Here is a 25220-nt window from a genome sequence, read left to right on the forward strand (position 1 = left end):
ACACAGGCACGGCCAGAATGCGCCGGAGTATCAACAAGCGAATGTGAAAACTTTGTTAGTTGCCGATAAAGGCCAGAGGTGCAGCATGTCGGGAACGGCGAAGACCGCTCCCGAAGCGGGGGGAGATCAGGCGTGGGGCGAGCGCTGTACGCGCGGCAGAGGCTGTGGCTCGGCGCCCTGGGTCAGCAGGCGCAATTGCGCGAGTTCCTGCTTGAGCTGATCGCGTTCATCTTTCAACTGCCGCAATTCATCGCGACGGATGGTGACGTAGAGGGTTTGTGGCGGCATTGCTGTGTGTACTGTGCCCATTGCTCACCTCGCAAATGGCGTGTCTCAACTGCAAATCAGCCCCGGTTTCGGGCCTTGACCTGCTATCGGCGCCGATTTTGATTTCTTTTGCTCGTGAATGGAACTTTTTTATTTTTCATGGTCGTTGTGTCTTCGGCACGTTTCCAGACGTTATCAGTCTGGATCGGGCACAATGCACGGAAACTTCAACCCGACGCTCTGGACTAACCTCCATTAGTCGCGTTGGGCTATACCTTTGACACACTTTTATTTGTAGTAAGGAGCATCAGCACATGCAACTCGGGATTATTGGACTGGGCCGCATGGGCGGCAATATTGCGCGACGTCTGATGCTCAACGGTCACACCACCGTTGTTTACGACCGCAATACCGCCTTTGTCGATACCCTGGCCGCCGAGGGCTCTACCGGCGTCGCCGACCTGCCTGCACTGGTCGCAGGCCTGGCCAAACCGCGTGCGGTGTGGGTCATGCTGCCGGCCGGCGCACCGACTGAAGACACCATCGAAACCCTGAGCACGCTGCTCGAGGCGGGCGACACGATCATCGATGGCGGCAACACCAACTACAAGGACGACATCCGTCGGGCCAAGACCCTGGCCGAGAAGGGCCTGCACTACATCGATGTCGGCACCTCCGGCGGCGTCTGGGGCCTGGAGCGCGGCTACTGCATGATGATCGGCGGCGATGCCGAGACCGTTAAGCGTCTGGACCCGCTGTTCGCCGCGCTGGCGCCGGGCATGGGCGATATCCCGCGCACCAGGGACCGCAAGTCCGATGACCACCGTGCCGAGCACGGCTACATCCACGCCGGTCCCGCCGGTGCCGGTCACTTCGTGAAGATGATCCACAACGGGATCGAGTACGGGATGATGGCGGCTTTCGCCGAAGGCTTCGATATTCTCAAGACCAAGTCCAGCGAGCTTCTGCCGGAGGATCAGCGTTTCGACCTGAACGTGGCCGACATCGCCGAAGTCTGGCGTCGTGGCAGCGTGGTGTCGTCCTGGCTGCTCGACCTGACCGCCGATGCCCTGGCGGTCGACCCGAAACTCGACGGTTTCTCCGGCTCCGTGGCCGACAGCGGCGAAGGTCAATGGACCATTGAAGCGGCCATGGAACAAAAGGTGCCGGTACCGGTGCTGTCCAACTCGCTGTTTTCGCGCTACCGCTCGCGCGGCCAGGGCACTTTCGGCGACAAGATTCTTTCGGCCCAGCGCTTCGGCTTCGGTGGCCATGTGGAGACTCCGAAGAAATGACCCATACGATCCGCAGGAAATCCAAGGCAGAACCCGCGCCACCGACCACGCTGTTTCTGTTCGGCGCCCACGGAGATCTGGTCAAGCGCCTGCTCATGCCGGCGCTGTACAACCTGAGTCGCGACGGCCTGTTGGATGATGGCCTGCGGATCGTCGGCGTTGACCACAACGCCATTACCGATGAAGCCTTCGCGCAGAAGCTCGAAGACTTCATCCGTACCGAAGTGGCAGCCAAGGTCGGCAAGGGCGATCAGATGCTTGATCCGGCCTTGTGGGCCAAGCTCGCCAAAGGTATCAGCTACGTCCAGGGCGATTTCCTGGACGACAGCACGTATTCTGCGCTGGCGGCGAAAATCGCCGACAGCGGCACTGGCAATGCGGTGTTCTACCTGTCCACCGCGCCGCGTTTCTTCAGCGAAGTGGTGCGCCGTCTCGGCAGCGCCGGATTGCTCGAAGAAACCGCGGAAGCCTTCAGAAGGGTGGTGATCGAAAAACCGTTCGGCTCCGACCTGCAAACCGCCGAGGCGTTGAACGCCTGCCTGCTCAAGGTCATGTCGGAAAAGCAGATCTACCGGATCGATCACTATCTGGGCAAGGAAACCGTGCAGAACATTCTGGTCAGCCGGTTCTCCAACAGCCTGTTCGAAGCGTTCTGGAACAACCACTACATCGACCACGTGCAGATCACCGCTGCCGAAACCGTCGGCGTCGAAACCCGTGGCAGTTTTTACGAACACACCGGCGCCCTGCGGGACATGGTGCCCAATCACCTGTTTCAGTTGCTGGCCATGGTGGCGATGGAGCCGCCGGCCGCGTTCGGCGCCGATGCGGTGCGGGGCGAGAAGGCCAAGGTGGTCGGCGCGATCCGCCCCTGGACCCTCGAAGAAGCACGGGAAAACTCGGTACGCGGCCAATACAGCGCCGGGGAAGTCGCTGGCAAACCGGTGTCCGGTTATCGCGATGAAAACAATGTCTCGCCCGACAGCACCACGGAAACCTACGTGGCGCTGAAAGTGATGATCGACAACTGGCGCTGGGTCGGCGTGCCGTTCTACCTGCGCACCGGCAAGCGCATGAGCGTGCGCGACACCGAGATCGTCATCTGCTTCAAACCGGCGCCGTATGCGCAATTCCGGGATACCGAGGTCGACGAATTGCAGCCGACCTACCTGCGGATCCAGATCCAGCCCAATGAAGGCATGTGGTTCGACCTGCTGGCCAAGCGGCCGGGGCCGGCGCTGAACATGGCCAACATCGAGCTGGGCTTCGCCTACAAGGACTTCTTCGAAATGCAGCCGTCCACTGGCTACGAAACCCTGATCTACGACTGCCTGACCGGTGACCAGACGCTGTTTCAGCGCGCTGACAACATCGAGAACGGCTGGCGCGCGGTGCAGCCGTTCCTCGACGCCTGGCAACAGGACGCGAGCGTGCAGAGTTATGCCGCTGGCGAAGACGGGCCGAAAGCCGCCGATGATCTGCTGACTCGCGATGGTCGCGTCTGGCATGGTCTCGGATGAGTGAGCCGATCCGTTTTCTGTTGAGCGACATGGACGGCACGCTGTTGTTGCCCGATCACAGCCTGAGTCAGCGCACTATCGACGCGGTTCGTTCGCTGCGCGAAGCGGGCGTGTTGTTCAGTCTCGCCACGGGACGGCCGCCCAAAGCGATGCTGCAACAAATCGAAGCCTTGGGCGTCGATCTGCCGACCGCTGCGTTCAATGGCGGCACGATCGTCAATCCGGATGGCAGCATTCTGGTCGCGCATTACCTGCCGGCCACGGCAGCGTTGACCGCACTGGCACTGTTCGCCGATCAGCCGGAGGTCGAAATCTGGGTGTTCAGCGGTGGCGACTGGCTGCTCAAGGATCCGTACGGGCCGATGGTGCCGCGCGAGCAGCATGGGCTCGGTTATCCGCCGGTGGTGGTGGAGAGCTTCGAGCCTTATCTGGAGCGTATCGACAAGATCGTCGCGACCAGCAATAACACTGATCTGCTGATCGAGTTGGAGGCGCGGTTGCTGCCGAAGGTCGAGGGCATGGCGCAGGTGTCGCGCTCGCAACCGGTGTATCTGGACGTGACGGCGCTGGAGGCCAACAAGGGCTCGGCGCTGGTGACGCTGGCTGAACATCTGGGCGTGCCGCTGGCGCGGACGGCGGCGATTGGCGATGGTGGCAATGATCCGGCGATGTTTCATGTCGCCGGTTTGGCGATTGCCATGGGACAGGCCGAGGACGCGGTGAAGCGTCAGGCCGATGTAGTCACCGGGCCGAACACTGAGGACGGGGTGGCGCAGGCCATCGAGAAATACATTTTGCCGCGCTGATTCATGCATAAAAAACGGGAGCCCCAGGGCTCCCGTTGTCGTTTTTACAGCCAGTAGCTCACGGCATACCAGCCGAGCAATCCCATCACGATGGTGTAAGGCAACGCCATCCACACCATCCGCCCGTAGGACAACCGTACCAGCGGCGCAATCGCCGACGTCAGCAGAAACAGAAACGCCGCCTGACCATTGGGCGTCGCCACGCTCGGCAGATTGGTGCCGGTGTTGATCGCAATCGCCAGCGTCTCGAAGTGCTCGCGGCTCATGTGTCCGGACAGGAAAGCCTGTTTTACTTCAGTGATATAGATCGTGGCAACGAACACGTTGTCACTGATCGCCGACAGCAGGCCGTTAGCGATGAACAGCATCCCCGGTTGCTGGTCGGCCGGCAGTGCCAGGACCCACTGGATCAGTGGTGCAAACAGTTGCTGGTCGTGAATCACCGCGACCACGGCGAAGAACACCACCAACAACGCGGTGAACGGCATCGCGTCCTTGAATGCGCTGCCCAGTCGGTGCTCGTCGGTGATCCCGGTGAACGCAGTGATCAACACAATCACCATCAGTCCGATCAAGCCGACTTCCGCGATATGGAACGCCAGCCCGGCGATCAGGATCAGCGCAGCGCAGCCTTGCACCAGCAGGGCGGCGCGTTGACGCGGGGTGCGCTCGGCGTTGTCTTCGGCGGCGTAGTTGGCCAGCACGGCACGTACGTTGTCCGGCAGCAGCGTGCCGTAACCGAACCAGCGCAATTTCTCCAGCAGCAGGCAGGTCACCAGTCCCGCGAGCAGAACCGGCAGGGAAACCGGTGCGACCTTCAGGAAAAACTCGGCGAAGTGCCAACCCATCTCGTGGCCGATCAACAGGTTCTGCGGTTCGCCAACCAAGGTGCAGACGCCACCCAGTGCAGTACCGACGGCGCCGTGCATCAACAGACTGCGCAGGAAGGCGCGAAACTGTTCCAGATCCTCGTGATGCAGCTGGGGCAGATGCCGGTCATCGCTGAATTCGCTGTCCTGGCGCGGATCGTTGCCGGAAGCCACCCGGTGGTAAACCGAATAGAAGCCGACGGCGGCGCTGATGATCACTGCGGTGACGGTCAGTGCGTCGAGAAACGCCGAAAGAAATGCCGACAGAAAGCAGAACATCAGGGCCAGCAGCGCCTTCGAACGCACGCCCAGCAACAGGCGCGAGAACAGGAACAGCAACAGGTCTTTCATGAAATAGATGCCAGCGACCATGAACATCAGCAGCAGAATCACCGGGAAATTGTGCTGCAACTCTTCGTACAGCGCCTGGGGCGTGGTCATTTTCAGCAGCAGCGCTTCGATCAGCAGCAAGCCGCCGGGCATCAGCGGGTAGCACTTGAGCGCCATGGCCAGGGTGAAAATGAACTCGATCACCAGCAACCAGCCAGCGGCGACCGGGCCGACGCTCCACAGCACCAGTGCGTTGAGGATCAGGAACCCGACGATGCACGCCTTGTACCAGCGGGGCGAATGCCCGAGAAAATTGTGCGCGAACGCTTGGGCCATCGAACCGGACATCGGTTGCTCCTTGTATTAAGAAGCGCGCAAGTTGCCGTAAGCCATGGGCAAGATCAAGTGTAGGAAGGTTCGCATCAATGATTCAGATAACGCGCGACTACTGCGCGGTAGTTGCCATCCAGCGAATAACCGCCCACCAGAATCTCGCCCCCCGGCTGGATCGCCAGCGAAGTGGCGGTATCGAGGCTGCGCCCCAGCCGTGTGCGTAACCAGCCATTACCGGAACCGAAGCTTCGATCAAGGCTGCCGTTGGCCAGATAGCGGGCGACGATGAAGTCGGCTTCAACCCCGCCGATGGTCGCGCCGACCGCGAGGGTGCGACCGTCCGGCATCACCTGCGCTGCGCTCCACTGGCAGCCGCTGGGGCCGATTTCCAGAAGATGCGGCTGACCACCGTTGCAGTGCAGGTCTGGGCGGCCGTTGCCATGGACAGACAGCGCCATGCATCGAATCGGATCGCGGCTGCTGCCAAAACAATGCAAATGCTCCGCTGATTCGATGACCTGGTTGACCAGGGTGCTGTGCCCCTGGGCCTTGAAGGCCATGAAACCGTCCACCGCAAAGCGTTCATCGAGCCGCCCGTCCGGCAGGTAGCGGGCGAGCAGGCCTTCCTGAGGGAAGTCGATGGAACCGGCCACTACGATGCGTCCATCGTCTTGCAACAGCAAGCCACCGAGCCAGGTATTGAGCAGCAAGTGACGGACCATGACGAACCCGCGACCGTTGAAGGACGGGTCGAGGCTGCCATCGGGTTTGAGGCGGATCAGCATGCCGACGTGGTCGGCCAGTTCGAAGTGATGGTTGGCGATCAGCAGGATATGCCTGTCCGGCTGCACCGCGAAATCGCAGGCTTCGGCGCCCGGAACGCCTGGCGGGAGCCAGGCATCGCGAGTGCCCATGGACAGGTCGCCGGGCAGACGGACAATCTGTCGACCGTTGTCACCGAAATCCCGGTCAGGTCGGCCCTGAGCATCGAACATCGCCAGGGCGGGCAGGGTGCGATGTTCTGATTCGTAGTGCAGGCCCGCCAGCAGAATCCGCCCGTCGGGCAAGACTTGAACCTTGCCGCCGGTGGCTTCGAAACCGGCAGCGAACCGGCCTATCACGCTGCCTTGAAAGCCGAACCCCAGATCCGCCGAGCCGTCCTCAAGCAGACGGGCCAGACCGAAACAACTGCCTTGAGCAGTGCCCACCTTGGCGGCGACCAAGATCCTGCCCTGCGCGTCGAGCGCCACGCTCTGGATCAGGCTGGACGTACTGCCGGCGAAATAGACCTGCGCAACACCGTTACTCGAAAAGGTCTTGTCGAGTTGTCCGGCGTTATTCGCAAGCGTCGGCAGCGCTATGGCGATCTGGGATGACATGCATGCTTCTCCTTGCTAGTCGACCGATTTCCGGGAGGCGAAACGGGTAACTGCATGAGCGGAACATTCAATCCCTGAATACGCGCAAGTACAACTGACATAACTAACAGGTGGAGGGTCGCACTGTGCCAGAACAGTGTCTTTTTGAACCAGTCGCAAGCCTGCCAAGCATTCAGGCGCGAAAGTATTGAGGAAAGTTGTACAAAAAGACTGAAGTTGGAAAAAGATTCGCAACTAACAGAAGAGGGCGGATGACTTGAGCGTCATCCGCATTACCCGCAAATATCAGTGTGGCATCGACCAGGATTGCAACGCGTAGCCTTCTTCGCTCAGTTCGGCGCGGGCTTGTTGCAACAGGTGTTCAAGTTGCGCCGGATCGGAGTAGGCGCTGCTTGGGATCTGGGTGCGACCGATGTGGGAGTTGGTGCGGTCGATAACGGTCAGGCTCAGTTCGCCATTGCCGTCTTGTGGGGCCCAGGCGACGCATTGAAAAGGTTCAAATGCGCGGTTGGCAATCAAAAGAGCTTCGTTGATACGGAGCGGGGCGGTCATGGGGTCTTCTCTCTATAGTGCCCAATCAAGTGATGTGCCGTCGGTTGGGCTTACCGTTCGGCGAGTTACTTGTACTGATGCACGCAACCCGCTGACAGGTCACACAGAATCTGAAGAAATTTCGACTTTCTTTCATACCTTCAATATTCAGACAGATTTTGAAAGCCTGGCGAAAGAATCAAGTCGATAGCTAACTAATAAAGCGCGTTCTTATAACTGCTTCACTTGCACGCCTATAAGCAATCGATACAAGACGCCGTCAAATTCTTGCTAATGTAACAGTCAGGTTTGCCAAATGACTGTTTTTACGATCATTTCCTAAAATTTGGCGCCAAGGAACAGTCATGAGCGAAGCGCCTGCATTAAGACGTTTATTGGTCGTCGACCCGTGCGACGACTGTCACCGATTGTTGCCGGGTTTACGTGCCGTGGGTTGGGACGTCGACAGTTGCAGCCTGGAAAATGCCGCCGACCGAAGCTGCGATGTCGGCCTGTTGCGATTACAGCCTTTTCACCTGGAACGTCCCGAAGCCGTCAAAGAGCTGATCAGCCGCAGTGGCACCGAGTGGATCGCGGTGCTGAATCAGGAAGTGCTGCGCTTGCAGAACGTCGGCGATTTCGTTTGCGAGTGGTTTTTCGATTTCCATACCTTGCCGTTCGACGTGTCGCGGGTGCAGGTCACCCTCGGAAGGGCGTTCGGCATGGCGCGGTTGCGCGGTCAGGGCACAATTCACGTCGATCAGCCGGAACATGAACTGCTGGGCGACAGCAAACCGATCCGCGAGCTGCGCAAGTTGCTGAGTAAACTGGCGCCCACCGAGTCGCCGGTTTTGATCCGCGGCGAAAGCGGTACCGGCAAGGAACTGGTCGCCCGCACCCTGCACCGGCAGTCGCAACGCCACAGCAAACCGTTTGTGGCGATCAACTGCGGGGCGATTCCCGAGCACTTGATCCAGTCCGAATTGTTCGGCCACGAGAAGGGGGCTTTCACCGGCGCTCATCAACGCAAGGTCGGGCGTATCGAAGCAGCCAATGGCGGCACTTTGTTTCTCGATGAAATCGGTGATCTGCCGTTGGAGCTGCAAGCCAATCTGTTGCGTTTTCTCCAAGAAAAACACATTGAACGGGTCGGCGGCAGTCAACCGATTCCGGTGGATGTGCGGGTATTGGCGGCGACTCACGTCGATCTTGAGGCCGCGATCGCGAAAAAGCGCTTCCGCGAGGACTTGTACTACCGTCTTAACGTCCTGCAGGTGGTAACCGCGCCGTTACGCGAGCGCCACGGCGATCTGTCGATGCTGGCCAACCACTTTTCCCATTTCTACAGCCATGAAACCGGCCGTCGTCCGCGCAGCTTCAGTGAAGACGCGCTGATCGCCATGGGCAAACACGACTGGCCGGGCAATGTCCGCGAACTGGCCAACCGGGTGCGTCGAGGCCTGGTGCTGGCCGAAGGGCGGCAAATCGAAGCGCGTGACCTGGGGCTGATCAGCCAGCAGTCGATCGCGGCACCGATGGGCACCCTGGAAGACTACAAGACCCGCGCCGAACGCCAGGCGTTGTGCGATGTGTTGAACCGGCACAGCGACAATCTCAGCGTTGCCGCCAAAGTGCTGGGGGTTTCCCGACCGACTTTCTATCGTTTGCTGCACAAGCACCAGATCCGCTAGGGCGCGGCGCTTTCTGAGTCCAGGAAGCTGAAAAGGCCCGCTGCGATGCAAGTCGCAGCGGGCCTTTTCATGCTGTTGCGGTTTAGAAGTAATACGGGAATTTCAGGCTGAAGGAGAAGTCCGGGGCATCGTCCGTCATGCCGATGGACAGGTTGGGCACAATGGTCAGGTTGTCGGTGGCCGCGATGGTCATGCCGACGTTGAAGTAACCGGCGTTGGCGTCGCTGGACACCACCGATTCCCAATCCCCGCCATCCTGTTTCAGCTTGCTCTTGCGTTGTACCAGGTCAGACACTGAGAACGACATACTCATCTTCTCGTTCAGTGCGAAGGCAACGCCCGCACCAATCTGGAAGCTGTCGCCGATGCGAACCTTGCCCGGGTTTTTCTGGTTGACGGTCGAACTGATGTCGTCGAACGACTCCTCGAAGTTATGGGTGTAGGACAAACTGCCGAACAACACGGCAGGGTCAAACGTCTTGACCAGCGAGATGCCCGGGGTGATCGACCATACGCCGTTGCCGGTAGGCAAGGTGTCAGGCACGAACAGGTTCGAGTTGGCATCGGTCTGGCGCAGCTTGATCCCGAACGGGTCCTTGCCGGTTGGCGCCTTGACCCGCAAGGAAACCACGGCATCCGGAGTGTTGACCGACTCGTCCAGGAACTTATACGCAATGCCGAAGTTGACGTCGCCGAGAGTCGGGTCGCGGCTGACGTCCTGTTCGGTGGTGACGTTGGATGCACCGCCGTTGCCGCCGCCGGACTGATAGGTCGATTCGCGATACACGACCGGCACGTTCAGGTCGAATTGCCAGCGGTTGTCGAAGTTATAGCGGCCCGTCAGGTCCAGCGTCCAGGTATCGGCCTTGATCCGGTCGAGGTTGATGTTGCCCAGAAAAATCGAGTCCAGGGCGAGGAAACCGTTGAGGATCAGTTGGCGGGTGTCGTAGCGCGAATAGGTCACGCCGGTTTCAAAGCTGAACTTGCCGCCGCCAAAGAAGCCGCTGGCTTCGTCATACAGGTTGGACACGCTCTGTGCCGGTTGCGAATCGTCGGCCAGCGACTGGCCATAGGATGCACCGCTGCCCCCGGCGGCGCCCCCCGACGCTGCTGCAGCCCCGGTCCCTGCAGCCACCCGGTTGCCTTTCATGTCCGAAGGCGATTTGGCCAGGCGTTTTGGGGGTGGTGAGGCGGGCTGTTCTTCAACCTGGCGGACCCGTTGTTCGAGCACCGCCAGGGCTTTCTGTTGTACTTCGTATCGTTGCTTCAGCTCCAGAAGTTCCTGTTTCAGGGCTTCTACGTCGGCGTCGGGTGCTGCTTGCAGCATCGCCGCGGGTAGAAGAGTACTCAAACATACAGCGGCACGCAGTGATACTGATCGATACATGAATAAGCCGTCCCTTTAAGCCCAATGATCGAGACTCAGCGTAGTTCAATATCCGATATTGCGTAGCGCCCCGAGTTGAGTCAGGTTGCAGTCCAGTGCGCCGGCACTTCTGCCGTTATTGTTCAGGACAACGTTGAGTTGTGTCAGGTTGTTGACTACGTTTGCGTTACCGAGCAAGCGGGTGTTTTGCAGCAGTCCGCCCTGGGCGACCTGTTGCAAGGCGGTACCCTGATTGCCGGAGGCCTGAATGGCCATTTGTACACCGCCGCCTGTGGCCGAAACCGCGACGCTGCCGGCGCCGTTGCTGCCGGTAATGGTCTGGCCGGCCATCAAGGCCTGGCCCTGTGCGGGCATCAGTGCGGGTGCCTGACTGGCTTCTTTGACGTTGATCGCAACGTTGTTGTAGGCGGCGTTGCCATCGCCAGCGGCGCGCACACTCTGCGTTACGCCCTGGCTGGAGTTGAGTCCCGCTCCACCAATGACCGCGCCAGTGCCCAGTTCCGGGGTACTGCCGTTGCCGTGTTCCTTGATGGTCGAGACGTAGAATTCAGGTTTTACCGAAGCGGCCTGCAATTGCATCGAGGCCGATGCCCCGATCAGATCTCCACTGGCATTGCGCCAGGTACTGCTCATGACGACACCGAAGCTGATGATCCGGCCCGGCATGACATAGCGACCGCGTAGCTCGGCGAGCTCCTGGTCCTTGATTTCGATGGGTTTGAATCCTGCATTGGCATAGCCTGACGCGCTCGCTGCCAGGCAGGCGGCGGCCAGCCAGTATGAGGTTTTCATCTGCTGCTCCCGGGACATCCAGCCCCACTCTTGTAATCGGCGATTAAAAGAAGTCGCTCTGTATGAACCCGAAGTCCATCAATTCAGCATCTTTGACCGGGTTGAATCCATCCAGCTTGTTTTTGGCCGTCAGCGGTGTCGGAGGACTGCGTAATGCATTGGTCTTGTCGTATCCGGGGCCGACGATGGCAAAGACAATGCCGTTCCAACCTTTGACAAAGTCATCATGGGAGTAGCGTTTGTGTCCTAAAACCGGGTCTCCGATGTAAACCCAATCCTTGTCCGCCCGCTGCATCACCACGAAATGCTTGTAGCCGCGAATTTCCATCAGTACCACCACCGGGATCGTGACTGCGTCGAGTTTTTCTCGGGGAATCTTGTAGCCTCTGGCGCGCATGCCGATGCTTTCTATGTAGCGCTTCATGTCCAGCATGGAAAAACCCTGAGTACGGACAAGGTTCTGGTCAGCGTTGACCAGCATGCCTTTGATGATGTGCTCTTCATCGACGTCGAGCCAATAGGCCTGGCGCAATACCGTCGCCAGTGCGGCGGCGCCGCAGCTGAAGTCGGTTTTCTGTTCGACGATGTCGGCAAACTTGCGCTCACGGATGCTTTGCACGTTCTTGTAGACGAGCGTGCCGCCCGGCAAGGCAGCAACGGGCATCTGGGCAGCCTGGGTCAGGCCGCAGAAGCAAAGCAGAGCGAGGAGGGCAGTCTTACGCATGATCGATACGCCTTTGGGACTGAGGAAAAGCCCCGTTTCCGGGGCTTTCGTTTCGATCGCGATTACATGCAGGCTTTGCAACCTGCGGCGATGGACAGCGAGTTGCTTTGTTGGTTGCCCACACCTGCCGATACGTTCGCTCCGCCGTTGCCGGAGAAGTTGTTCATCGAACCGGTCATGGTTGCGGTGTTGGTTACAGGGTTTTTCCAGCCATCTTTGGTCAACACTTGTTGAGTGGTGACGCCAGCGAGGCCAAAGGTGCCCACAGCTTCGAACTTGGCTTTTTGGTCATCGTTGCCGCCGTGGCCGCCGCCACGGTTGCCATAACCACCGTGGTGGTCATCGTCTTCGATGGTCGCAGTACCTTTGGCCTTGAACACGCCAGCAGCTGCGAAAGTACCGGTGAGGGTGTCTTTTTTGTAGGTCTGCACGCCTTTGTTATCTACGACCAGGCCAGTGGAAGACTGGTTGGCAGCAGCAGCGGCAGTGGCGACACGACCACCCGATACGGCGATTGCCAGGTTGTTTTTCTGTTGGTTGAAGTTGCCGGAAGTCACGTTGATGCCGATGTTCCCGGAACCGTTGTTGCCAGCGTTGTTAAGTGTAGCGGTGTTGGTGGTCGACGAGTTTTTCACATAGTTGTTGTTGTTGACTTGAGTGGCACTCGAGGCAGCAACAGCAGTACCGAAGATGAAACTTTCGTCGGCGGTGGCCAGTGCGGCGGCGTTGTCTTGTTGGTTGCCGTCGCCGGCTGCAACGTTGGCGCCCATGTTGCCGTTGGAGTTGTTCAGCGAGTTGTCAGCCTTCGCATCGTTTTTAGTGCCCTGGTTTTTCACCACGTTGCCATCGCTGTTTTGTGCATCGAGCACTGCAGCGCCGGCGCCGGCGGTAATTTGCAGAAGTTGTTCCAGGGTAGGGCCTTTTGGACCATGGTTGTTGCCATGACCATTGCCGTGCCCATTACCATGACCGTGATCATCATCACGACCGCCTGCCTGTGCTGCGATTGCCATCACTGCTGCGAGTGCGAAAACCAGTGGTTTGAGGGCCATTGTAGGTTTCATGGTGTTTCTCCGTGCTTATTAGTTGGTTAAGTGTTGGTACTTTCTAATTGCACTGCTTTTTATTTGGGTCAGTCTGCGACCCGGATGCTCAGGGTGTTAGCCATTCGGTTCCCCACCCCGGCACTCTGGTTCACCTGGATTACCCCTCGGCTGCCGGTGAAGGCCTGATCACTTGTCGTGACCTGGCGACTGCCGGGTGAGGTGCCAGTTGCTCCTGAGCTCGGTAACAACGCCACGTTCTGTTGGGAAAGGGCGCTATCGTCAACGGCCTGCGGGGCAGCACTGATGCTGACGCGCGTGACGTTGGCCATCTGGTTGTTGGCCCCGGCGCCCTGGTTCACGCCCAGGATCCCGTTGCCATTACTGAAAGAGTTGCCGCCGATGTTGGCGCTCGCATTGATCGAGCGGTCGGCAGGAGTGTCGATTTTCTGTTTCACGCTGGTGGTCGCGTGGGATTCGGTGCCAATGGCGATCGCCTTGACGTTGGCCTGTTGCATCTGGTCGCCGGCGGCCTGGTTGACGTTGAAGTTGCCGCGGTACTGAACGCCGGAGTCTTGAATGTTCGCGTTGTTCACAGCGCTTGGGTCGGCCATCACGCTGGAGCAACCGAGCAGGGCGAGCAGGAGCAGGGAACGATTCATGTCATTGGCCTCCAGCCATGCGGGTCAACGGAGCAAGACCGGAACTCATCGCACGGTTGACGGTATTGGAAATCGAGCCGCCGGCACCGCCGCCATGGCCGCTGCTCATGCCGGGCAGGCCGTTCTGGTTGGTCAGGTTGTTCATGCCGGGCAGGTTGGAGTTGGGGGTGTTGATGTTGCCGCGGATGGAAGAGCCGCTGGCGACACTGGCAAAATCGCCATCACTCAGTTCCGTGTTGCTCAGGGTCGAATTGACCCGGGCCGAAGGGTTGGCATTGACGGTGGTCGGGTATGGGTCTTTGCCGCCGTTGCGGCCGATCGGGATCGGCTGGACATCACGATTGAGTACGATCACGCCATTGCCTTCGGCCTGAACGTTGAAACTGAGGAAAGTGCTGGCAGCTGATCCGATCAGCAGAAGGCAGGTGAAGGCTTTATTGATATTCCCCACGACGGCAATTCCTTCTTCAGTGGGCTGAGCCTGTTCAGCGTTGTGAAGGAGAGAGCGAAAGCTGTGCCGCTTTTGAAATATCTTTAAATTTCAATGCGTTGGGTTTGACGAGTGCAGGCCTGATACAAAAGCTGTTTCATCGTTGAAACAAGTCATTGTCTTCGCAACCCCTTAATGCCATTGCAAAGCTCTGGAACAAGGGTTTGCGCGCAGGTGTTTCAGTTGCGTAACAAGTCGCATGACAAAGGGATGAAGGGCGCTGAGACGGGCACTTTGCACCCGCAGGAGTGTTTCAGGAACGGACACTTTTGCCCCAATACAGGGGGCTACGGCGGGGCAAACGCCCCGAAAACCCGGTCAGTCCGCGAGCAGGGCGCGCACCGCGTCGAAGGCTTGCTGATGGCGTTCGAGCCAGTTGCCCTGAATGATCTGCAAGGGTTGGTGATGGGTTTCCAGCCAGGTCCGGGTGGCCTGATAGAACGCGAGCCGTTCACTGAAATCGGGCTGGCAGCGCTGACCATCGTCCGTCCACTCGATCTGTTCGGGGGAGAGCAGCAGGTGCAGGTCGTAATGCCGCGCCAGCAACTCGGTTTCCAGCCAGGGCGGGCAGTCGCCGAACAGCGTCTGGCTCCACAGGATATTGCTCAGCAGATGCGTATCGAGAATCAGCAGCCGCGGCTGCTGCGCACGTGCCGCGTCTTCCCATTGCAACTGGCCGCGAGCGATCTCGGGAATATCGGCCAAGCAGGTATCCCGAGGGTACAGCTCGATAAACCAGCGCACGTATTCATCCACCCGCAAGCCGCCGAACTGCTGTTGAATCCCGGCCGCCAGCCAGCTCTTGCCCGTGGACTCGGGGCCGGTCAGGACAATCACTTTCATCGTTGCAACGCCGGGTCGGCACGCCATTCGCGCCAGCCTTGCACCGCGATCAGGGTGAACAGGGCATACAGCGCCGCTGTGAGGTACAGCCCTTTATAGAGGAACAGACCGACGAAGATCACATCCAGCACGAACCACAACGCCCAGCATTGCAGACGTTTGTGGGCCATCCAGAACTGCGCAACCAGACTGAAACCGGTCAGCGCGGCGTCGAGCCAAGGTTGTGCAGCGTCGGTCCAATGGGCCATCGCAGCGCCCAGCAGTAGACTGCCGACAGTGCCGATGGCCAGTCCCTGCACAATCGAGCGACTGTTGAGCCGGCTGACTTCGCGCCCGTCATGCATCGTCCCGGCCCGGGTCCATTGCCACCAGCCATAGATTTGCAGCCCGGCATAAACCACCTGAAGCAGCATGTCCGAATACAGCTTCACCTCGAAGAACACCCAGGTGTAGAGCGACACCATGACCAGCCCGATCGGCCAGCACCACGGATTCTGTTTGACCGTGAGCCACACGGCGATCACGCCGAGGGCGGCGGCAAACAGTTCTAGCCCGGACATGCAGGATCCTTGGGGGAGTTGGGAAGGGAGCGGATTGTACCGAAAAACAGGTGGGAAACGAGTTCCCACCTGTTGCAGGGATCAGACGCGGAACTGGCGCAGGAGCCCGTTCAGTTGTTCGCTGAGCTGGCCGAGTTTCACACTCGCCACGCTCGACTGCTCGGCCGCCAGTGCCGTGCTGTGAGACAACCCCGCCGCCTGGGTAACGTTCTGGTTGATGTCCTCGACCACATGCGCCTGTTGCAGCGTTGCGCTGGCAATCGAGGCGTTCAGGCCATTGAGGTTGCGCAGGGCCTGGCCGATGGCATTCAGACTCGCACTGGCCAGGCCGGCCTGTTCGATGGTCAGTTGCGAAGCCTTGCTGCTGTCGCCGATCACCTTCACGGCGGCTTCGGAGTGGTTTTGCAGGCGTTCGATCATCGTCTGGATTTCCGCCGTGGACTTCTGCGTGCGCTGAGCCAGCAAACGTACTTCGTCAGCAACCACCGCAAAACCGCGACCCTGTTCGCCAGCGCGAGCCGCTTCAATCGCGGCGTTGAGGGCCAGCAGGTTGGTCTGCTCGGCAATCGAGCGGATCACTTCCAGCACGCTGCCGATCTGCGTGCTTTCGGTCGCCAGCGTGCGGATGACCTCGACGGCCTGATCGATGGTGCCGGAGAGCTTGTCGATCTGTTGCAGGCTGCCGTCGATGTTGATCTGGCCCTGTTGCGCCTGGGCTTCGGCATCACGCATTTCGCTGGCAGCGTGTTCGGCGTTTTTCGCCACGTCCTGCACGCCGTAGGTCACTTCGTTGACGGCAGTGGCCACCAGCTCCATCTGCTGTGACTGCTGCTGGCTGCGTTGCTGCGCTTGCGCCGCGTCGTTGCCCAGTTCGCTGGACGATTGGCCCAAAGCGCTGGCGGACACCTGCAAGTCACCGATCACCCGGCGCAGCTTGGCGGTGAAGGCGTTGAAGTGATGGGCCAGCTGAGTGACTTCGTCCTGGCCGTGGGTATCGAGACTACGGGTCAGGTCGCTTTCGCCGCTGGCGATGTTGGCCATGGCGTTCACGGTTTCTTGCAACGGACGGACGATGCTGCGGGCAATCAGAATCACCAGCAACGCCATGATCACCGCGATGACCAGACCTACCACCGACGCCTTGATCACCTGGCCCTGGAACTCGGCCTGCACGTCATCGACGTAAACGCCGGAACCGATCACCCAGCCCCAAGGCTCGAACAATTTCACGTAAGAGGTCTTGGCCACCGGTTCACTGGCACCGGGCTTGGGCCAGCGATAGTCGACCATGCCGGCGCCCTTGGCCTTGGCGATGGCGACCATTTCATTGAACACCGCGAAACCGTCCGGGTCGCGGATCGCCGAGAGGTTCTGGCCTTCGAGCTTGGGATTGGTCGGGTGCATGACCATCACGGGCGTGAGGTCGTTGATCCAGAAATAGTCATTCTGGTCATAGCGCAGGCCACGGATCGCGGTCAGCGCCTGTTTCTGTGCCACATCGCGGGTCAGGGTTCCTGCGGCTTCGAGGCCTTGGTAGTAAGTCAGCAAACCGCTGGCGGTCTGCACCACATGCTGGGTTTTCTGGGCCTTGGCGTGGTAGAGGTCATCATGGATCTGCTTGAGCATCAACACGCCCAACGTCAACAGCATGACCACGGCCACAATCAAGATGAGCCACAAGCGTCGGCTGATCGACACACTGCGCAAGCTGTTCATAACGCTGTCACTCCGGATTCTTTTTCTTGTAATAAACCACCGCCAGCATCCAACCACGTTTCGGTGACCGGGCATACGCGACCCAAGTCGTAGAACGCGGCAGCGCTATTACGGCTTGTCTGTTAGGATTTCGGCCCCGCGCGTGAAAACCTGAATCGAAATTGATTTTTCACGGAATTTTGACTGTTTCGTGTGGATTCTGTGCGCGCGGAATCGGTACAGCTTTAACCAGCTACGCTGAACGCAGTGAACGTAAAAAATACTATCGGGGCATGCCTCTGTGCATCGCTCTCTGGGGGATTGATGGATCTTTGGACGGCCTTGCAGGCACTGATTCTAGGAGTTGTAGAGGGGCTGACGGAGTTTTTGCCCATTTCCAGTACCGGACACCAGATCATTGTTGCCGACTTGCTCGATTTCGGAGGCGAGCGGGCCATGGCGTTCAACATCATCATCCAGCTCGGCGCGATTCTCGCGGTGGTCTGGGAATTCCGCCGCAAGATCCTCGACGTGGTCATTGGCCTGCCGACCCAGCCGAGTGCGCGACGTTTCACCGCCAACCTGCTGATCGCCTTCCTGCCCGCCGTGGTGCTTGGCGTGATCTTCGCCGACCTGATTCACCATTACCTGTTCAACCCGATCACTGTGGCCGCCGCGCTGGTGGTGGGCGGCATCGTGATGTTGTGGGCCGAGCAGCGTCAGCATGAAGTGCACGCCGAAACGGTCGATGACATTCGCTGGACGGATGCACTGAAGATCGGTTTCGCCCAGTGTCTGGCGATGATCCCCGGCACTTCGCGCTCCGGCTCGACCATCATCGGCGGCCTGTTGTTCGGCCTGTCGCGCAAGACCGCCACCGAGTTCTCGTTTTTCCTGGCGATGCCGACCATGGTCGGTGCGGCGGTGTATTCGGGCTACAAGTATCGCGACCTGTTCGTACCGGCAGACTTCCCGGTGTTTGCCATCGGTTTCGTCACGGCGTTCATCTTCGCAATGATCGCGGTGCGCGGCCTGCTAAAGTTCATCGGCAGCCACAGCTATGCAGCGTTTGCCTGGTACCGGATCGTTTTCGGTCTGGTGATTCTGGCGACCTGGCAGTTCGGCTGGATCGACTGGACGGCGGCCCAGCCATGAGCGATTCCCGCGCACGCCGCTCGGATCGCGGGCCTTCAGGTGGCAATATCCAGCATCTGAAATTGAAGCTGGCGGTGCTGCTGATCGTCTGCGCGTTGCCGTTGTCCGGCTCGTTGTCGATGTGGCTGCGCGGGATTTCCCTGGTACCGCTGACGGCTTACGGGCTGGTCAGCGTGCTGGCGTTTTTCCTGTACTGGGCGGACAAGCGCAAGGCGCGGGCCGACGCCTGGCGCACACCGGAAAACATCCTGCACGCGGTGGAACTGGCGGGAGGCTGGCCGGGTGCGTTGATCGCCCAGCAGGTCTTCCGGCACAAGACGCGCAAGGTGTCATTTCAGGTGCTGTTCTGGATGATCGTGGCGTTGCACCAGGTGTTCTGGATCGATCAGTTGTTCCTTGGTTCGAACCTGCTGGCGCTGTTCTAGAGCAACAGCCCGACCTGCACGCGCTTGGGCAGCTTGCTCACCACCAGTTGATGGGAACGCTGCAGCAAGCCTAGCAATTCCTCGGCGCCCAGCGGGTAGGGCGGGTGCATGATGACCCACTGCGCCCGGGCCAGATACGGCGCCGGGTGAATGCCCGGCCGGTCGCAATGACCGATAAACAGATCCTTGTCGACCTTGAACGCCAGCGAATCACCACGCAATCCCTGCAAGGCGAACATCTTGTTGCCGGCAATCGAAAACACCCGCACGCCACCCCATTTGTAGTCTTCCCGGGCGCCGGGCAGGGCCAGGCAGAAGTCCGCGACATCCTGCTCGCTCATCTTTCCTTGTTTCATAGCAGCCGTTCTCCACAGGCATTGAACGATTCGACCAGATGATCGATCCACGCGCGCACCGCCGGCATCACCCCGCGCCGATGCGGATACACCGCTTGCAGCCAGCCACCGGGCAGTGACCAGTCCGGCAACAATTGCACCAGCGTGCCGTTGTTCAGTTCCGTTTCGCAATACATCATCGGCAACAGAGTGAAACCCTGGCCGGCCAGCACACACGCCTTGCGCACGATGAAATCGTCGATCCCCAGCCGGGCTTCCAGTGCCAGATCACAACTCTTGCCGTGCTGATCGAGCAGGCGCACATGCACCATGCGATCGGCCTCCAGCGCGCCCAGCACCGGCAGGTTCTTCAGATCCTGCGGATGATTGATTTCCACACCCTGTATAAAGGAAGGGCTTGCGACCACCACCATCTGCGCCTGACGCAGGCGGCGGGTCACCAGCATCGGTTCTTCATCACCGTGTTCGCGCACGCGTAGCGCCACGTCGATGCCTTCGGTAATCAGATCGACCCGGCGATTGATCAGGGTGACTTCCAGTTGCACCTGGGGGTATTTGCCAAGGAAATTGCTGATCACCACCGGCAGCATTTCATGAGCCAGCCCCGTCGGGCTTGAAACCCGCAAGCGTCCACGGGGCTCGCTGGACATGCTGGCCACCGTCTCGTCGGCCATTTCCGCTTCCAGCAGCATTGCCTGACAGTGACGCAAATAGCGTTCGCCGACCGCCGTCAGCTTCAGTTGGCGAGTGGTGCGTTGCAGCAAGCGTGCGCCGAGGCGTTCTTCCAGCTCGGCGATGCGCCGCGAAAGGCGTGACTTGGGAATGCCCAGCAAGCGGCCGGCGGCGGCGAATCCGCCGGCCTCCACCACTTTGGCGAAATAGTAGAGATCGTTGAGGTCTTGCATAGGGAAATCCGACTGTTCTATCAGTGGGACAAACTATCGCATTGTTGCCGTCTAATCAGCTATTGGTTTCGTCGGTAGGATTGTCTCCATTCCGTCGCCACCGGCGATTCATTCCAGGAGATTCCACATGAAACTGCTGCACATCGATTCGAGCATTCTGGGCGACAACTCCGCTTCCCGTCAGCTGAGCAGTCAAGTCACTAAAGCCTGGCAAGCCGCCGAGCCAAGCGCTGTCGTGACCTACCGCGATCTGGCTGCTGATGCCATCAGCCACTTCTCGTCGACCACCCTGGTGGCCGCCGGCACCACCGCTGAACTGCGCAACGCCGCACAACAGCACGAAGCCGAACTGAGCGCCACCACCCTGGCCGAATTCATCGCCGCCGACGCCATCGTCGTTGCTGCGCCGATGTACAACTTCACCGTACCGACCCAGCTCAAAGCCTGGATCGACCGCATCGCCGTCGCCGGCCAGACCTTCCGTTACACCGAAGCCGGCCCTGAAGGCCTGTGCGGTGGCAAGAAAGTCGTGATCGTGTCCACCGCTGGCGGCATCCACGCCGGTCAAGCTTCGGGCGTGGCGCACGAAGACTACCTGAAACTGGTCTTCGGCTTCCTCGGCATCACCGACATCGAAGTCGTGCGTGCCGAAGGTCTGGCCTACGGCGAAGAAGTGCGCAACAACGCCATGAGCGCCGCTCAGACGAAGATCAGCGAGCAACTGTTCGCCGCCGCGTAAGGCTTGCGTAAAGAACAGCTCCTGTTCAGGCAAACCCAAAAAAACTCTGTATTCTGGTTCCGCAAGGGCCAGATACGGAGTTTTTTGTTTCTGACTGTTACATAATCTGGCCCGGGTTATGCAGTCCGATGATCAACGTCTGAGTGCAACGTCGCGCCGGATCAGCGAACCTCGGAATCTCGGGCGTCGAACACAACGGATCTTTCGATTGAGTAACAACAGGGTGGGGCATCCCATGATGCGTCTTTGTGCAGCGTTACTGATTTGCCTGCTCGGCAGCCTGAATTCAGTGCACGCTGCACCCGGGCAGCACCCGCGCTGGAGCGTCGGCTACCACGAGATGACGTTCCTCGACCCGCTCGACCTGCAACCGATGCGTGCCATCGCGTTCTATCCCTCCAGCGACCGCGAACACCTGAGCCTGCTCGAAGGCTATTCGGTCGAGGCCGGCGAAGACACCAAAGTCGCCATTGGCCGTTTCCCGATGCTGATGCTGTCCCACGGCAACACCGGCACGCCACTGGCGCTGCACGATCTGGCCACGTCATTGGCACGCAAGGGCTTTGTGGTGGTGGCGGTGATTCATCCCGGCGACAACTCCAAGGATCACAGCCGCCTCGGCACGTTGAGCAATCTTTATGGCCGGCCGATCCAGATTTCCGAAGCCATTACCGCGACGTTGGGCGACCGCATGCTCGCACCCTATGTGAACGCCGAACAGGTGGGCGTGATCGGCTATTCGGCGGGTGGTGAAACGGCGTTGATTCTGTCCGGTGCACAGCCGGATCTGGATCGCCTGCGCCGTTACTGCCAGGAGCGCCCGGACGACCGCGACGCCTGCAACACCCAGGGTGAGTTGATTGTCGACCGCGACGATCTGCAACCGGTGGCCGATCCGCGCGTGCATGCGTTGCTGCTGATGGCGCCGCTGAGTCTGAAGTTCGGTCGCCATACGCTGGCCGATGTGCATGTGCCGGTGCTGCTCTACAGCGGCGACGGCGACAAACTGGTGGCCTTCGACAAAAACGCCGCCGCTCTGGCGCGCAAACTGCCAACGGCACCGGATTTCAAATTGCTGGCTGGGGCAGGGCACTTCGTGTTCATGGCGCCATGCAATGAAGAACAGATTCGTGCGATGCCGGCCCTGTGCACTGATGCCGATGGCGTGGACCGCGAAGACATCCACCGCAACCTGATATCCGAGGCCGGGCGGTTTTTCTCCCATGCCTTGGGCCGGCCGACCCGCGCGGGGATGCAGACGGCGGATCAGTGAGCGTTTACGCCATGGCCCGGCGTTTGAGCAGCAAGGTCAATCCCAGTCCGGTCACGGACAGCATGGCCGCACTGAAGAAAATCCACGAATACCCCAGGTTCAGCGCCACCGCACCCATCAACGGCCCGGCAATCGCCAGCGCCAGATCGAAAAACACCGCATAGGCACTCAACCCGGCGCCGCGACTGGAGTTGGGCACTTGCTTGATCGCCTCGACGCCTAGAGCCGGGTACACCAGCGACAGGCCGAATCCTGCCAGACCGGCACCGATCAAGGCATACGCGGTCGAAGGCGCCAGCCACAGCAGTACCAGGCCGACGGTTTCGATTGTCATGCAGGCAATTGCCGAGGTGAATCCGCCGAAACGGCCGATGGCCGAAATGAACAGTAGCCGCGACAGAATGAAACATACGCCGAACACGGTCAGGCAGTACGCCGCGCCGGTCCAGCCGCGATTGAGGTAATACAGGGTGATGAAGGTGGTCAGCGTGCCGTAGCCAATCGACGCCAGGCTCAGGCTGGCGCCGAATGGCGCGATCCGCCCGAACACCGCCCAGAACGGCAGCCGTTCACCGCGCACCACCGGCACCGACGGCTTGTTGCGGATCAGCAGCAAGGCGCCGGCCGCGAGCAGTGACAAGGCGATGCCGAGGCTCTCGAAACCATAGTCGGCCACCATCACCACGCCCAGCGGCGCGCCGATGGCAATAGCGCCATAGGACGCGATGCCGTTCCACGAAATCGAGCGCGCGGTGTGTTCGGCACCGACCTGGCCCATGCACCAACTGATGGTGCCGACGCCGATCAGGCCCTGGGCGATCCCCAGCAGCAGGCGACCGACAATCAGGATCGACAGGCTCAACAACGGCAGGCTCTGCAGCAACGTCGAAACCAGCGTCAGCACACCGCTGAGCACAATCCCCGACAAGCCATACACAATCGCCCGTTTGGTGCCGATGGTGTCCGACATGCGCCCGGCCATTGGCCGGCTGAGCAGGGTGGCCAGGTATTGCGAACCGATCACCAGCCCCGCGATCACGGCACTGAACCCCAATTGTTCGTGCACGTAGCCGGGCAGCACCGCAATCGGCAGGCCGATGCAGAGGAAGGCAATAAAGGTATAGAAAACGATGGAGACGATCTGCTGGGTGATCGCCATGGAGCTTTGCGGTGGCAGTTGCTGCGCATACATGAGGACTCGTTCGCGGGCGGCGGTGGGAGAGTCCGCATCATGGCTTGGCGCCAAACTAAAAGAAAGCAGGCTAACGATCTTTTCCTCAACGCAAAAAAAGCCCCGTCACAAGGACAGGGCTTTCTGTTTACCGCTCGATTCGACTCAGAACACTACGCCTTGGCTGCGCAGGTAATCGTCGTAGGTGCCGCTGAAGTCGGTCACGCCATTCGGGCTCAGCTCGATGATGCGCGTGGCCAGGGACGATACGAACTCACGGTCGTGGCTGACGAAGATCAGCGTGCCCGGATAGTTTTCCAGCGCCAGGTTCAGCGCCTCGATCGATTCCATGTCCAGGTGGTTGGTCGGTTCGTCCATCACCAGCACGTTCGGCTTTTGCAGGATCAGCTTGCCGAACAGCATGCGACCTTGCTCACCACCGGAAATCACCTTCACCGACTTGAGGATCTCGTCGTTGGAGAACAGCATGCGACCGAGGGTGCCACGGATCACTTGCTCGCCCTGAGTCCACTGACCCATCCAGTCGAACAGGCTGACATCGTCTTCGAAGTCGTGGGCGTGATCCTGAGCGTAGTAGCCCAGCTCCGCGCTTTCGGTCCACTTCACTGAACCCGCGTCCGGGGTCAGTTCGCCCATCAGGGTGCGCAGCAGGGTGGTCTTGCCGATCCCGTTCGGGCCGATGATCGCCACGCGCTCGCCGGCTTCAACGGTAAAGCTGAAGTTCTTGAACAGGGTCTTGCCGTCGAAGCCTTTGGACATCTGCTCGATGGTCACGGCCTGGCGGTGCAGCTTCTTGGTCTGTTCGAAACGGATGAACGGGCTCACACGGCTCGATGGCTTGACCTCGGCCAGCTGGATCTTGTCGATCTGCTTGGCGCGGGAAGTGGCCTGCTTGGCTTTCGAGGCGTTGGCCGAGAAGCGGCTGACGAACGTTTGCAGTTCGGCAATCTGGGCTTTCTTCTTGGCGTTGTCCGACAGCAGTTGCTCGCGGGACTGGGTCGCCGCGGTCATGTACTCGTCGTAGTTGCCCGGGAACAGACGCAGCTCGCCGTAGTCCAGGTCGGCCATGTGGGTGCAGACGCTGTTCAGGAAGTGACGGTCGTGGGAAATGATGATCATGGTGCTGTTACGCGCCGTCAAAATCGTTTCCAGCCAGCGGATGGTGTTGATGTCCAGGTGGTTGGTCGGTTCGTCGAGCAGCAGCACTTCCGGATCGGAGAACAGTGCCTGGGCCAACAGAACTCGGAGTTTCCAGCCCGGCGCGACTTCGGTCATCGGGCCGAAATGCTGTTCCAGCGGAATGCCCAGACCCAGCAGCAGTTCACCGGCGCGGGATTCGGCGGTGTAGCCGTCCATCTCGGCGAACTCGGTTTCCAGCTCGGCCACGGCCATGCCGTCTTCTTCGCTCATTTCCGGCAGCGAGTAGATGCGGTCGCGCTCGGCCTTGACCTTCCACAGCTCTTCGTGACCCATGATCACGGTGTCGATCACGGTGAATTCTTCGTAGGCGAACTGATCCTGGCGCAGTTTACCCAGGCGTACGTTCGGCTCCAGCATGACCTGGCCACCGGACGGCTCAAGGTCGCCGCCGAGGATTTTCATGAAGGTCGACTTGCCGCAACCGTTGGCGCCGATCAGGCCATAGCGGTTGCCGCCGTTGAATTTGACCGAAACGTTTTCAAACAGCGGCTTGGCGCCGAACTGCATGGTGATGTTAGCTGTAGAAATCAAAGGTTTTTCCTGCGAAGCGTGCTGAGTAGCGAGGGTGCAGCCGGAGCGCTTGGCCCGAGTCGAAGTGCGCTGAGGCGGGACTATCCCGTCATCAACCAAGGGGGCGCGTAAAGTTTGGCGGCGATTGTACTGGTCTGGCTCTTTAAACGATAGGGCGCTGACATTCCGATTGCCGTTTGGAGCAATCGCGAGACAGTTTTTCACAGATGAAGGTTCACTATTGGTTA

General features: G+C 59.8%; 25 protein-coding genes. 8 read left to right on the forward strand and 17 right to left on the reverse strand.

Translation table 11 applies throughout. From position 1 onward, the window contains the following. Positions 1 to 126 precede the first annotated feature (126 nt). A complete protein-coding gene (locus QRN46_RS15290; RefSeq protein ID WP_007957508.1) occupies positions 127 to 309 on the reverse strand; it encodes a DUF6026 family protein in 183 nt (60 codons plus the stop codon). Positions 310 to 581: 272 nt separating this feature from the next. Between QRN46_RS15290 and gnd the strand changes: the two genes are divergently transcribed. The 3 genes from gnd to QRN46_RS15305 are packed head-to-tail and all read left to right on the forward strand — an operon-like array spanning position 582 to position 3888. Next, complete coding sequence (gene gnd / locus QRN46_RS15295; RefSeq protein WP_064596363.1) at positions 582 to 1562, forward strand: phosphogluconate dehydrogenase (NAD(+)-dependent, decarboxylating); 981 nt, start codon at positions 582 to 584, stop codon at positions 1560 to 1562. Next, positions 1559 to 3082 (forward strand): glucose-6-phosphate dehydrogenase, encoded by a 1524-nt coding sequence (gene zwf, locus QRN46_RS15300; RefSeq protein ID WP_285355635.1) that lies wholly within the window; start codon positions 1559 to 1561, stop codon positions 3080 to 3082. Before gnd ends, zwf begins: the two co-directional genes overlap by 4 nt. Beyond that, the gene (locus QRN46_RS15305) at positions 3079 to 3888 is read left to right on the forward strand and encodes an HAD family hydrolase (protein ID WP_285355636.1); all 810 of its coding nucleotides are present in this window, start codon (positions 3079 to 3081) and stop codon (positions 3886 to 3888) included. The genes zwf and QRN46_RS15305 overlap by 4 nt, the downstream gene beginning before the upstream one ends. Before the next feature lie 44 nt (positions 3889 to 3932). Here QRN46_RS15305 and nhaB read toward each other — a convergent pair whose 3' ends face one another. The 3 genes from nhaB to QRN46_RS15320 all read right to left on the reverse strand — a co-directional run bounded on the left by nhaB (position 3933) and on the right by QRN46_RS15320 (position 7351). Beyond that, a complete protein-coding gene (gene nhaB, locus QRN46_RS15310; RefSeq protein WP_285355637.1) occupies positions 3933 to 5435 on the reverse strand; it encodes a sodium/proton antiporter NhaB in 1503 nt (500 codons plus the stop codon). 74 nt (positions 5436 to 5509) lie between these two features. Beyond that, a complete protein-coding gene (locus QRN46_RS15315; protein ID WP_285355639.1) occupies positions 5510 to 6799 on the reverse strand; it encodes an NHL repeat-containing protein in 1290 nt (429 codons plus the stop codon). Positions 6800 to 7084: 285 nt separating this feature from the next. Next, positions 7085 to 7351, reverse strand: coding sequence for a hypothetical protein (locus QRN46_RS15320; protein ID WP_011334006.1), 267 nt, complete (start codon positions 7349 to 7351; stop codon positions 7085 to 7087). 344 nt (positions 7352 to 7695) lie between these two features. Here QRN46_RS15320 and QRN46_RS15325 point away from each other — a divergent pair, with 344 nt between their 5' ends. Beyond that, the gene (locus QRN46_RS15325) at positions 7696 to 9021 is read left to right on the forward strand and encodes a sigma-54 dependent transcriptional regulator (protein WP_201818350.1); all 1326 of its coding nucleotides are present in this window, start codon (positions 7696 to 7698) and stop codon (positions 9019 to 9021) included. Between the two features lie 82 nt (positions 9022 to 9103). Here the strand turns inward: QRN46_RS15325 and fapF are convergent, their stop codons facing one another. The 9 genes from fapF to QRN46_RS15370 form a co-directional block, all read right to left on the reverse strand. After that, entirely contained in the window at positions 9104 to 10408 is a 1305-nt protein-coding gene (fapF, locus tag QRN46_RS15330; RefSeq protein ID WP_011334008.1) for a fibril amyloid transporter FapF, read from the reverse strand. A gap of 45 nt (positions 10409 to 10453) precedes the next feature. Continuing rightward, on the reverse strand, positions 10454 to 11200 hold the full coding sequence (gene fapE / locus QRN46_RS15335) for a fibril amyloid subunit FapE (protein WP_285355643.1): 747 nt from the start codon (positions 11198 to 11200) through the stop codon (positions 10454 to 10456). Between the two features lie 43 nt (positions 11201 to 11243). Next, entirely contained in the window at positions 11244 to 11924 is a 681-nt protein-coding gene (fapD, locus tag QRN46_RS15340; protein WP_285355645.1) for a fibril amyloid maturation endopeptidase FapD, read from the reverse strand. 62 nt (positions 11925 to 11986) lie between these two features. Continuing rightward, positions 11987 to 12988 carry an amyloid-like fimbrin subunit FapC gene (gene fapC, locus QRN46_RS15345; protein ID WP_285355647.1) on the reverse strand — a complete coding sequence of 334 codons (1002 nt, stop codon included), beginning with the start codon at positions 12986 to 12988 and terminating at the stop codon, positions 11987 to 11989. A 68-nt stretch (positions 12989 to 13056) separates the two neighbouring features. Next, a complete protein-coding gene (gene fapB, locus QRN46_RS15350; protein ID WP_285355649.1) occupies positions 13057 to 13629 on the reverse strand; it encodes a fibril amyloid subunit FapB in 573 nt (190 codons plus the stop codon). 1 nt (position 13630) lies between these two features. Beyond that, entirely contained in the window at positions 13631 to 14080 is a 450-nt protein-coding gene (gene fapA, locus QRN46_RS15355; protein WP_285355651.1) for a functional amyloid chaperone FapA, read from the reverse strand. A 357-nt stretch (positions 14081 to 14437) separates the two neighbouring features. Continuing rightward, a complete protein-coding gene (locus QRN46_RS15360) occupies positions 14438 to 14962 on the reverse strand; it encodes an AAA family ATPase (RefSeq protein WP_285355653.1) in 525 nt (174 codons plus the stop codon). Further along, positions 14959 to 15522, reverse strand: coding sequence for a nicotinamide riboside transporter PnuC (pnuC, locus tag QRN46_RS15365; RefSeq protein WP_201818353.1), 564 nt, complete (start codon positions 15520 to 15522; stop codon positions 14959 to 14961). Before pnuC ends, QRN46_RS15360 begins: the two co-directional genes overlap by 4 nt. Positions 15523 to 15603: 81 nt before the next feature. Further along, complete coding sequence (locus QRN46_RS15370) at positions 15604 to 17238, reverse strand: methyl-accepting chemotaxis protein (protein WP_102686233.1); 1635 nt, start codon at positions 17236 to 17238, stop codon at positions 15604 to 15606. 303 nt (positions 17239 to 17541) lie between these two features. Between QRN46_RS15370 and QRN46_RS15375 the strand changes: the two genes are divergently transcribed. Together QRN46_RS15375 and QRN46_RS15380 are read left to right on the forward strand one after the other, a co-directional pair. Continuing rightward, a complete protein-coding gene (locus tag QRN46_RS15375) occupies positions 17542 to 18372 on the forward strand; it encodes an undecaprenyl-diphosphate phosphatase (protein WP_285355658.1) in 831 nt (276 codons plus the stop codon). Continuing rightward, a complete protein-coding gene (locus QRN46_RS15380; protein WP_285355660.1) occupies positions 18369 to 18797 on the forward strand; it encodes a DUF1294 domain-containing protein in 429 nt (142 codons plus the stop codon). The genes QRN46_RS15375 and QRN46_RS15380 overlap by 4 nt, the downstream gene beginning before the upstream one ends. On the opposite strand, the gene QRN46_RS15385 is transcribed toward QRN46_RS15380, so the two are convergent. Both QRN46_RS15385 and QRN46_RS15390 read right to left on the reverse strand, forming a co-directional pair. Further along, entirely contained in the window at positions 18794 to 19153 is a 360-nt protein-coding gene (locus tag QRN46_RS15385; RefSeq protein WP_285355663.1) for an MmcQ/YjbR family DNA-binding protein, read from the reverse strand. The two genes, QRN46_RS15380 and QRN46_RS15385, sit on opposite strands and share 4 nt — an antisense overlap. Further along, complete coding sequence (locus QRN46_RS15390) at positions 19150 to 20058, reverse strand: LysR substrate-binding domain-containing protein (protein ID WP_127798053.1); 909 nt, start codon at positions 20056 to 20058, stop codon at positions 19150 to 19152. The genes QRN46_RS15385 and QRN46_RS15390 overlap by 4 nt, the downstream gene beginning before the upstream one ends. Before the next feature lie 127 nt (positions 20059 to 20185). On the opposite strand from QRN46_RS15390, the gene QRN46_RS15395 reads away from it, so the two are divergent. After that, entirely contained in the window at positions 20186 to 20797 is a 612-nt protein-coding gene (locus tag QRN46_RS15395) for an FMN-dependent NADH-azoreductase (RefSeq protein WP_221614699.1), read from the forward strand. 235 nt (positions 20798 to 21032) lie between these two features. Beyond that, positions 21033 to 22070 carry an alpha/beta hydrolase family protein gene (locus QRN46_RS15400; protein ID WP_011334022.1) on the forward strand — a complete coding sequence of 346 codons (1038 nt, stop codon included), beginning with the start codon at positions 21033 to 21035 and terminating at the stop codon, positions 22068 to 22070. Between the two features lie 4 nt (positions 22071 to 22074). Here QRN46_RS15400 and QRN46_RS15405 read toward each other — a convergent pair whose 3' ends face one another. Together QRN46_RS15405 and QRN46_RS15410 are read right to left on the reverse strand one after the other, a co-directional pair. After that, positions 22075 to 23262, reverse strand: coding sequence for an MFS transporter (locus tag QRN46_RS15405; RefSeq protein ID WP_285355668.1), 1188 nt, complete (start codon positions 23260 to 23262; stop codon positions 22075 to 22077). 144 nt (positions 23263 to 23406) lie between these two features. Continuing rightward, positions 23407 to 24993 carry an ABC-F family ATPase gene (locus QRN46_RS15410; protein WP_039768209.1) on the reverse strand — a complete coding sequence of 529 codons (1587 nt, stop codon included), beginning with the start codon at positions 24991 to 24993 and terminating at the stop codon, positions 23407 to 23409. Positions 24994 to 25220: the final 227 nt, after the last annotated feature.

Source organism: Pseudomonas sp. lyk4-R2A-10, from assembly GCF_030209075.1.
Classification (GTDB): Bacteria; Pseudomonadota; Gammaproteobacteria; order Pseudomonadales; family Pseudomonadaceae; genus Aquipseudomonas; species Aquipseudomonas glycinae.

What these genes read in the sequence shown, in the direction of transcription:
- QRN46_RS15370 (WP_102686233.1), bottom strand. Translation starts at nt 17,238, where the DNA reads ATGAACAGCTTGCGCAGTGTGTCGATCAGCCGACGCTTGTGGCTCATC.
- QRN46_RS15405 (WP_285355668.1), bottom strand. Translation starts at nt 23,262, where the DNA reads ATGTATGCGCAGCAACTGCCACCGCAAAGCTCCATGGCGATCACCCAG.
- fapF (WP_011334008.1), bottom strand. Translation starts at nt 10,408, where the DNA reads ATGTATCGATCAGTATCACTGCGTGCCGCTGTATGTTTGAGTACTCTT.
- zwf (WP_285355635.1), top strand. Translation starts at nt 1,559, where the DNA reads ATGACCCATACGATCCGCAGGAAATCCAAGGCAGAACCCGCGCCACCG.
- QRN46_RS15290 (WP_007957508.1), bottom strand. Translation starts at nt 309, where the DNA reads ATGGGCACAGTACACACAGCAATGCCGCCACAAACCCTCTACGTCACC.
- QRN46_RS15305 (WP_285355636.1), top strand. Translation starts at nt 3,079, where the DNA reads ATGAGTGAGCCGATCCGTTTTCTGTTGAGCGACATGGACGGCACGCTG.
- QRN46_RS15385 (WP_285355663.1), bottom strand. Translation starts at nt 19,153, where the DNA reads ATGAAACAAGGAAAGATGAGCGAGCAGGATGTCGCGGACTTCTGCCTG.
- QRN46_RS15315 (WP_285355639.1), bottom strand. Translation starts at nt 6,799, where the DNA reads ATGTCATCCCAGATCGCCATAGCGCTGCCGACGCTTGCGAATAACGCC.
- fapB (WP_285355649.1), bottom strand. Translation starts at nt 13,629, where the DNA reads ATGAATCGTTCCCTGCTCCTGCTCGCCCTGCTCGGTTGCTCCAGCGTG.
- fapD (WP_285355645.1), bottom strand. Translation starts at nt 11,924, where the DNA reads ATGCGTAAGACTGCCCTCCTCGCTCTGCTTTGCTTCTGCGGCCTGACC.
- QRN46_RS15320 (WP_011334006.1), bottom strand. Translation starts at nt 7,351, where the DNA reads ATGACCGCCCCGCTCCGTATCAACGAAGCTCTTTTGATTGCCAACCGC.
- nhaB (WP_285355637.1), bottom strand. Translation starts at nt 5,435, where the DNA reads ATGTCCGGTTCGATGGCCCAAGCGTTCGCGCACAATTTTCTCGGGCAT.
- QRN46_RS15390 (WP_127798053.1), bottom strand. Translation starts at nt 20,058, where the DNA reads ATGCAAGACCTCAACGATCTCTACTATTTCGCCAAAGTGGTGGAGGCC.
- fapE (WP_285355643.1), bottom strand. Translation starts at nt 11,200, where the DNA reads ATGAAAACCTCATACTGGCTGGCCGCCGCCTGCCTGGCAGCGAGCGCG.
- QRN46_RS15325 (WP_201818350.1), top strand. Translation starts at nt 7,696, where the DNA reads ATGAGCGAAGCGCCTGCATTAAGACGTTTATTGGTCGTCGACCCGTGC.
- QRN46_RS15380 (WP_285355660.1), top strand. Translation starts at nt 18,369, where the DNA reads ATGAGCGATTCCCGCGCACGCCGCTCGGATCGCGGGCCTTCAGGTGGC.
- QRN46_RS15400 (WP_011334022.1), top strand. Translation starts at nt 21,033, where the DNA reads ATGATGCGTCTTTGTGCAGCGTTACTGATTTGCCTGCTCGGCAGCCTG.
- gnd (WP_064596363.1), top strand. Translation starts at nt 582, where the DNA reads ATGCAACTCGGGATTATTGGACTGGGCCGCATGGGCGGCAATATTGCG.
- fapC (WP_285355647.1), bottom strand. Translation starts at nt 12,988, where the DNA reads ATGAAACCTACAATGGCCCTCAAACCACTGGTTTTCGCACTCGCAGCA.
- QRN46_RS15395 (WP_221614699.1), top strand. Translation starts at nt 20,186, where the DNA reads ATGAAACTGCTGCACATCGATTCGAGCATTCTGGGCGACAACTCCGCT.
- QRN46_RS15360 (WP_285355653.1), bottom strand. Translation starts at nt 14,962, where the DNA reads ATGAAAGTGATTGTCCTGACCGGCCCCGAGTCCACGGGCAAGAGCTGG.
- QRN46_RS15375 (WP_285355658.1), top strand. Translation starts at nt 17,542, where the DNA reads ATGGATCTTTGGACGGCCTTGCAGGCACTGATTCTAGGAGTTGTAGAG.
- pnuC (WP_201818353.1), bottom strand. Translation starts at nt 15,522, where the DNA reads ATGTCCGGGCTAGAACTGTTTGCCGCCGCCCTCGGCGTGATCGCCGTG.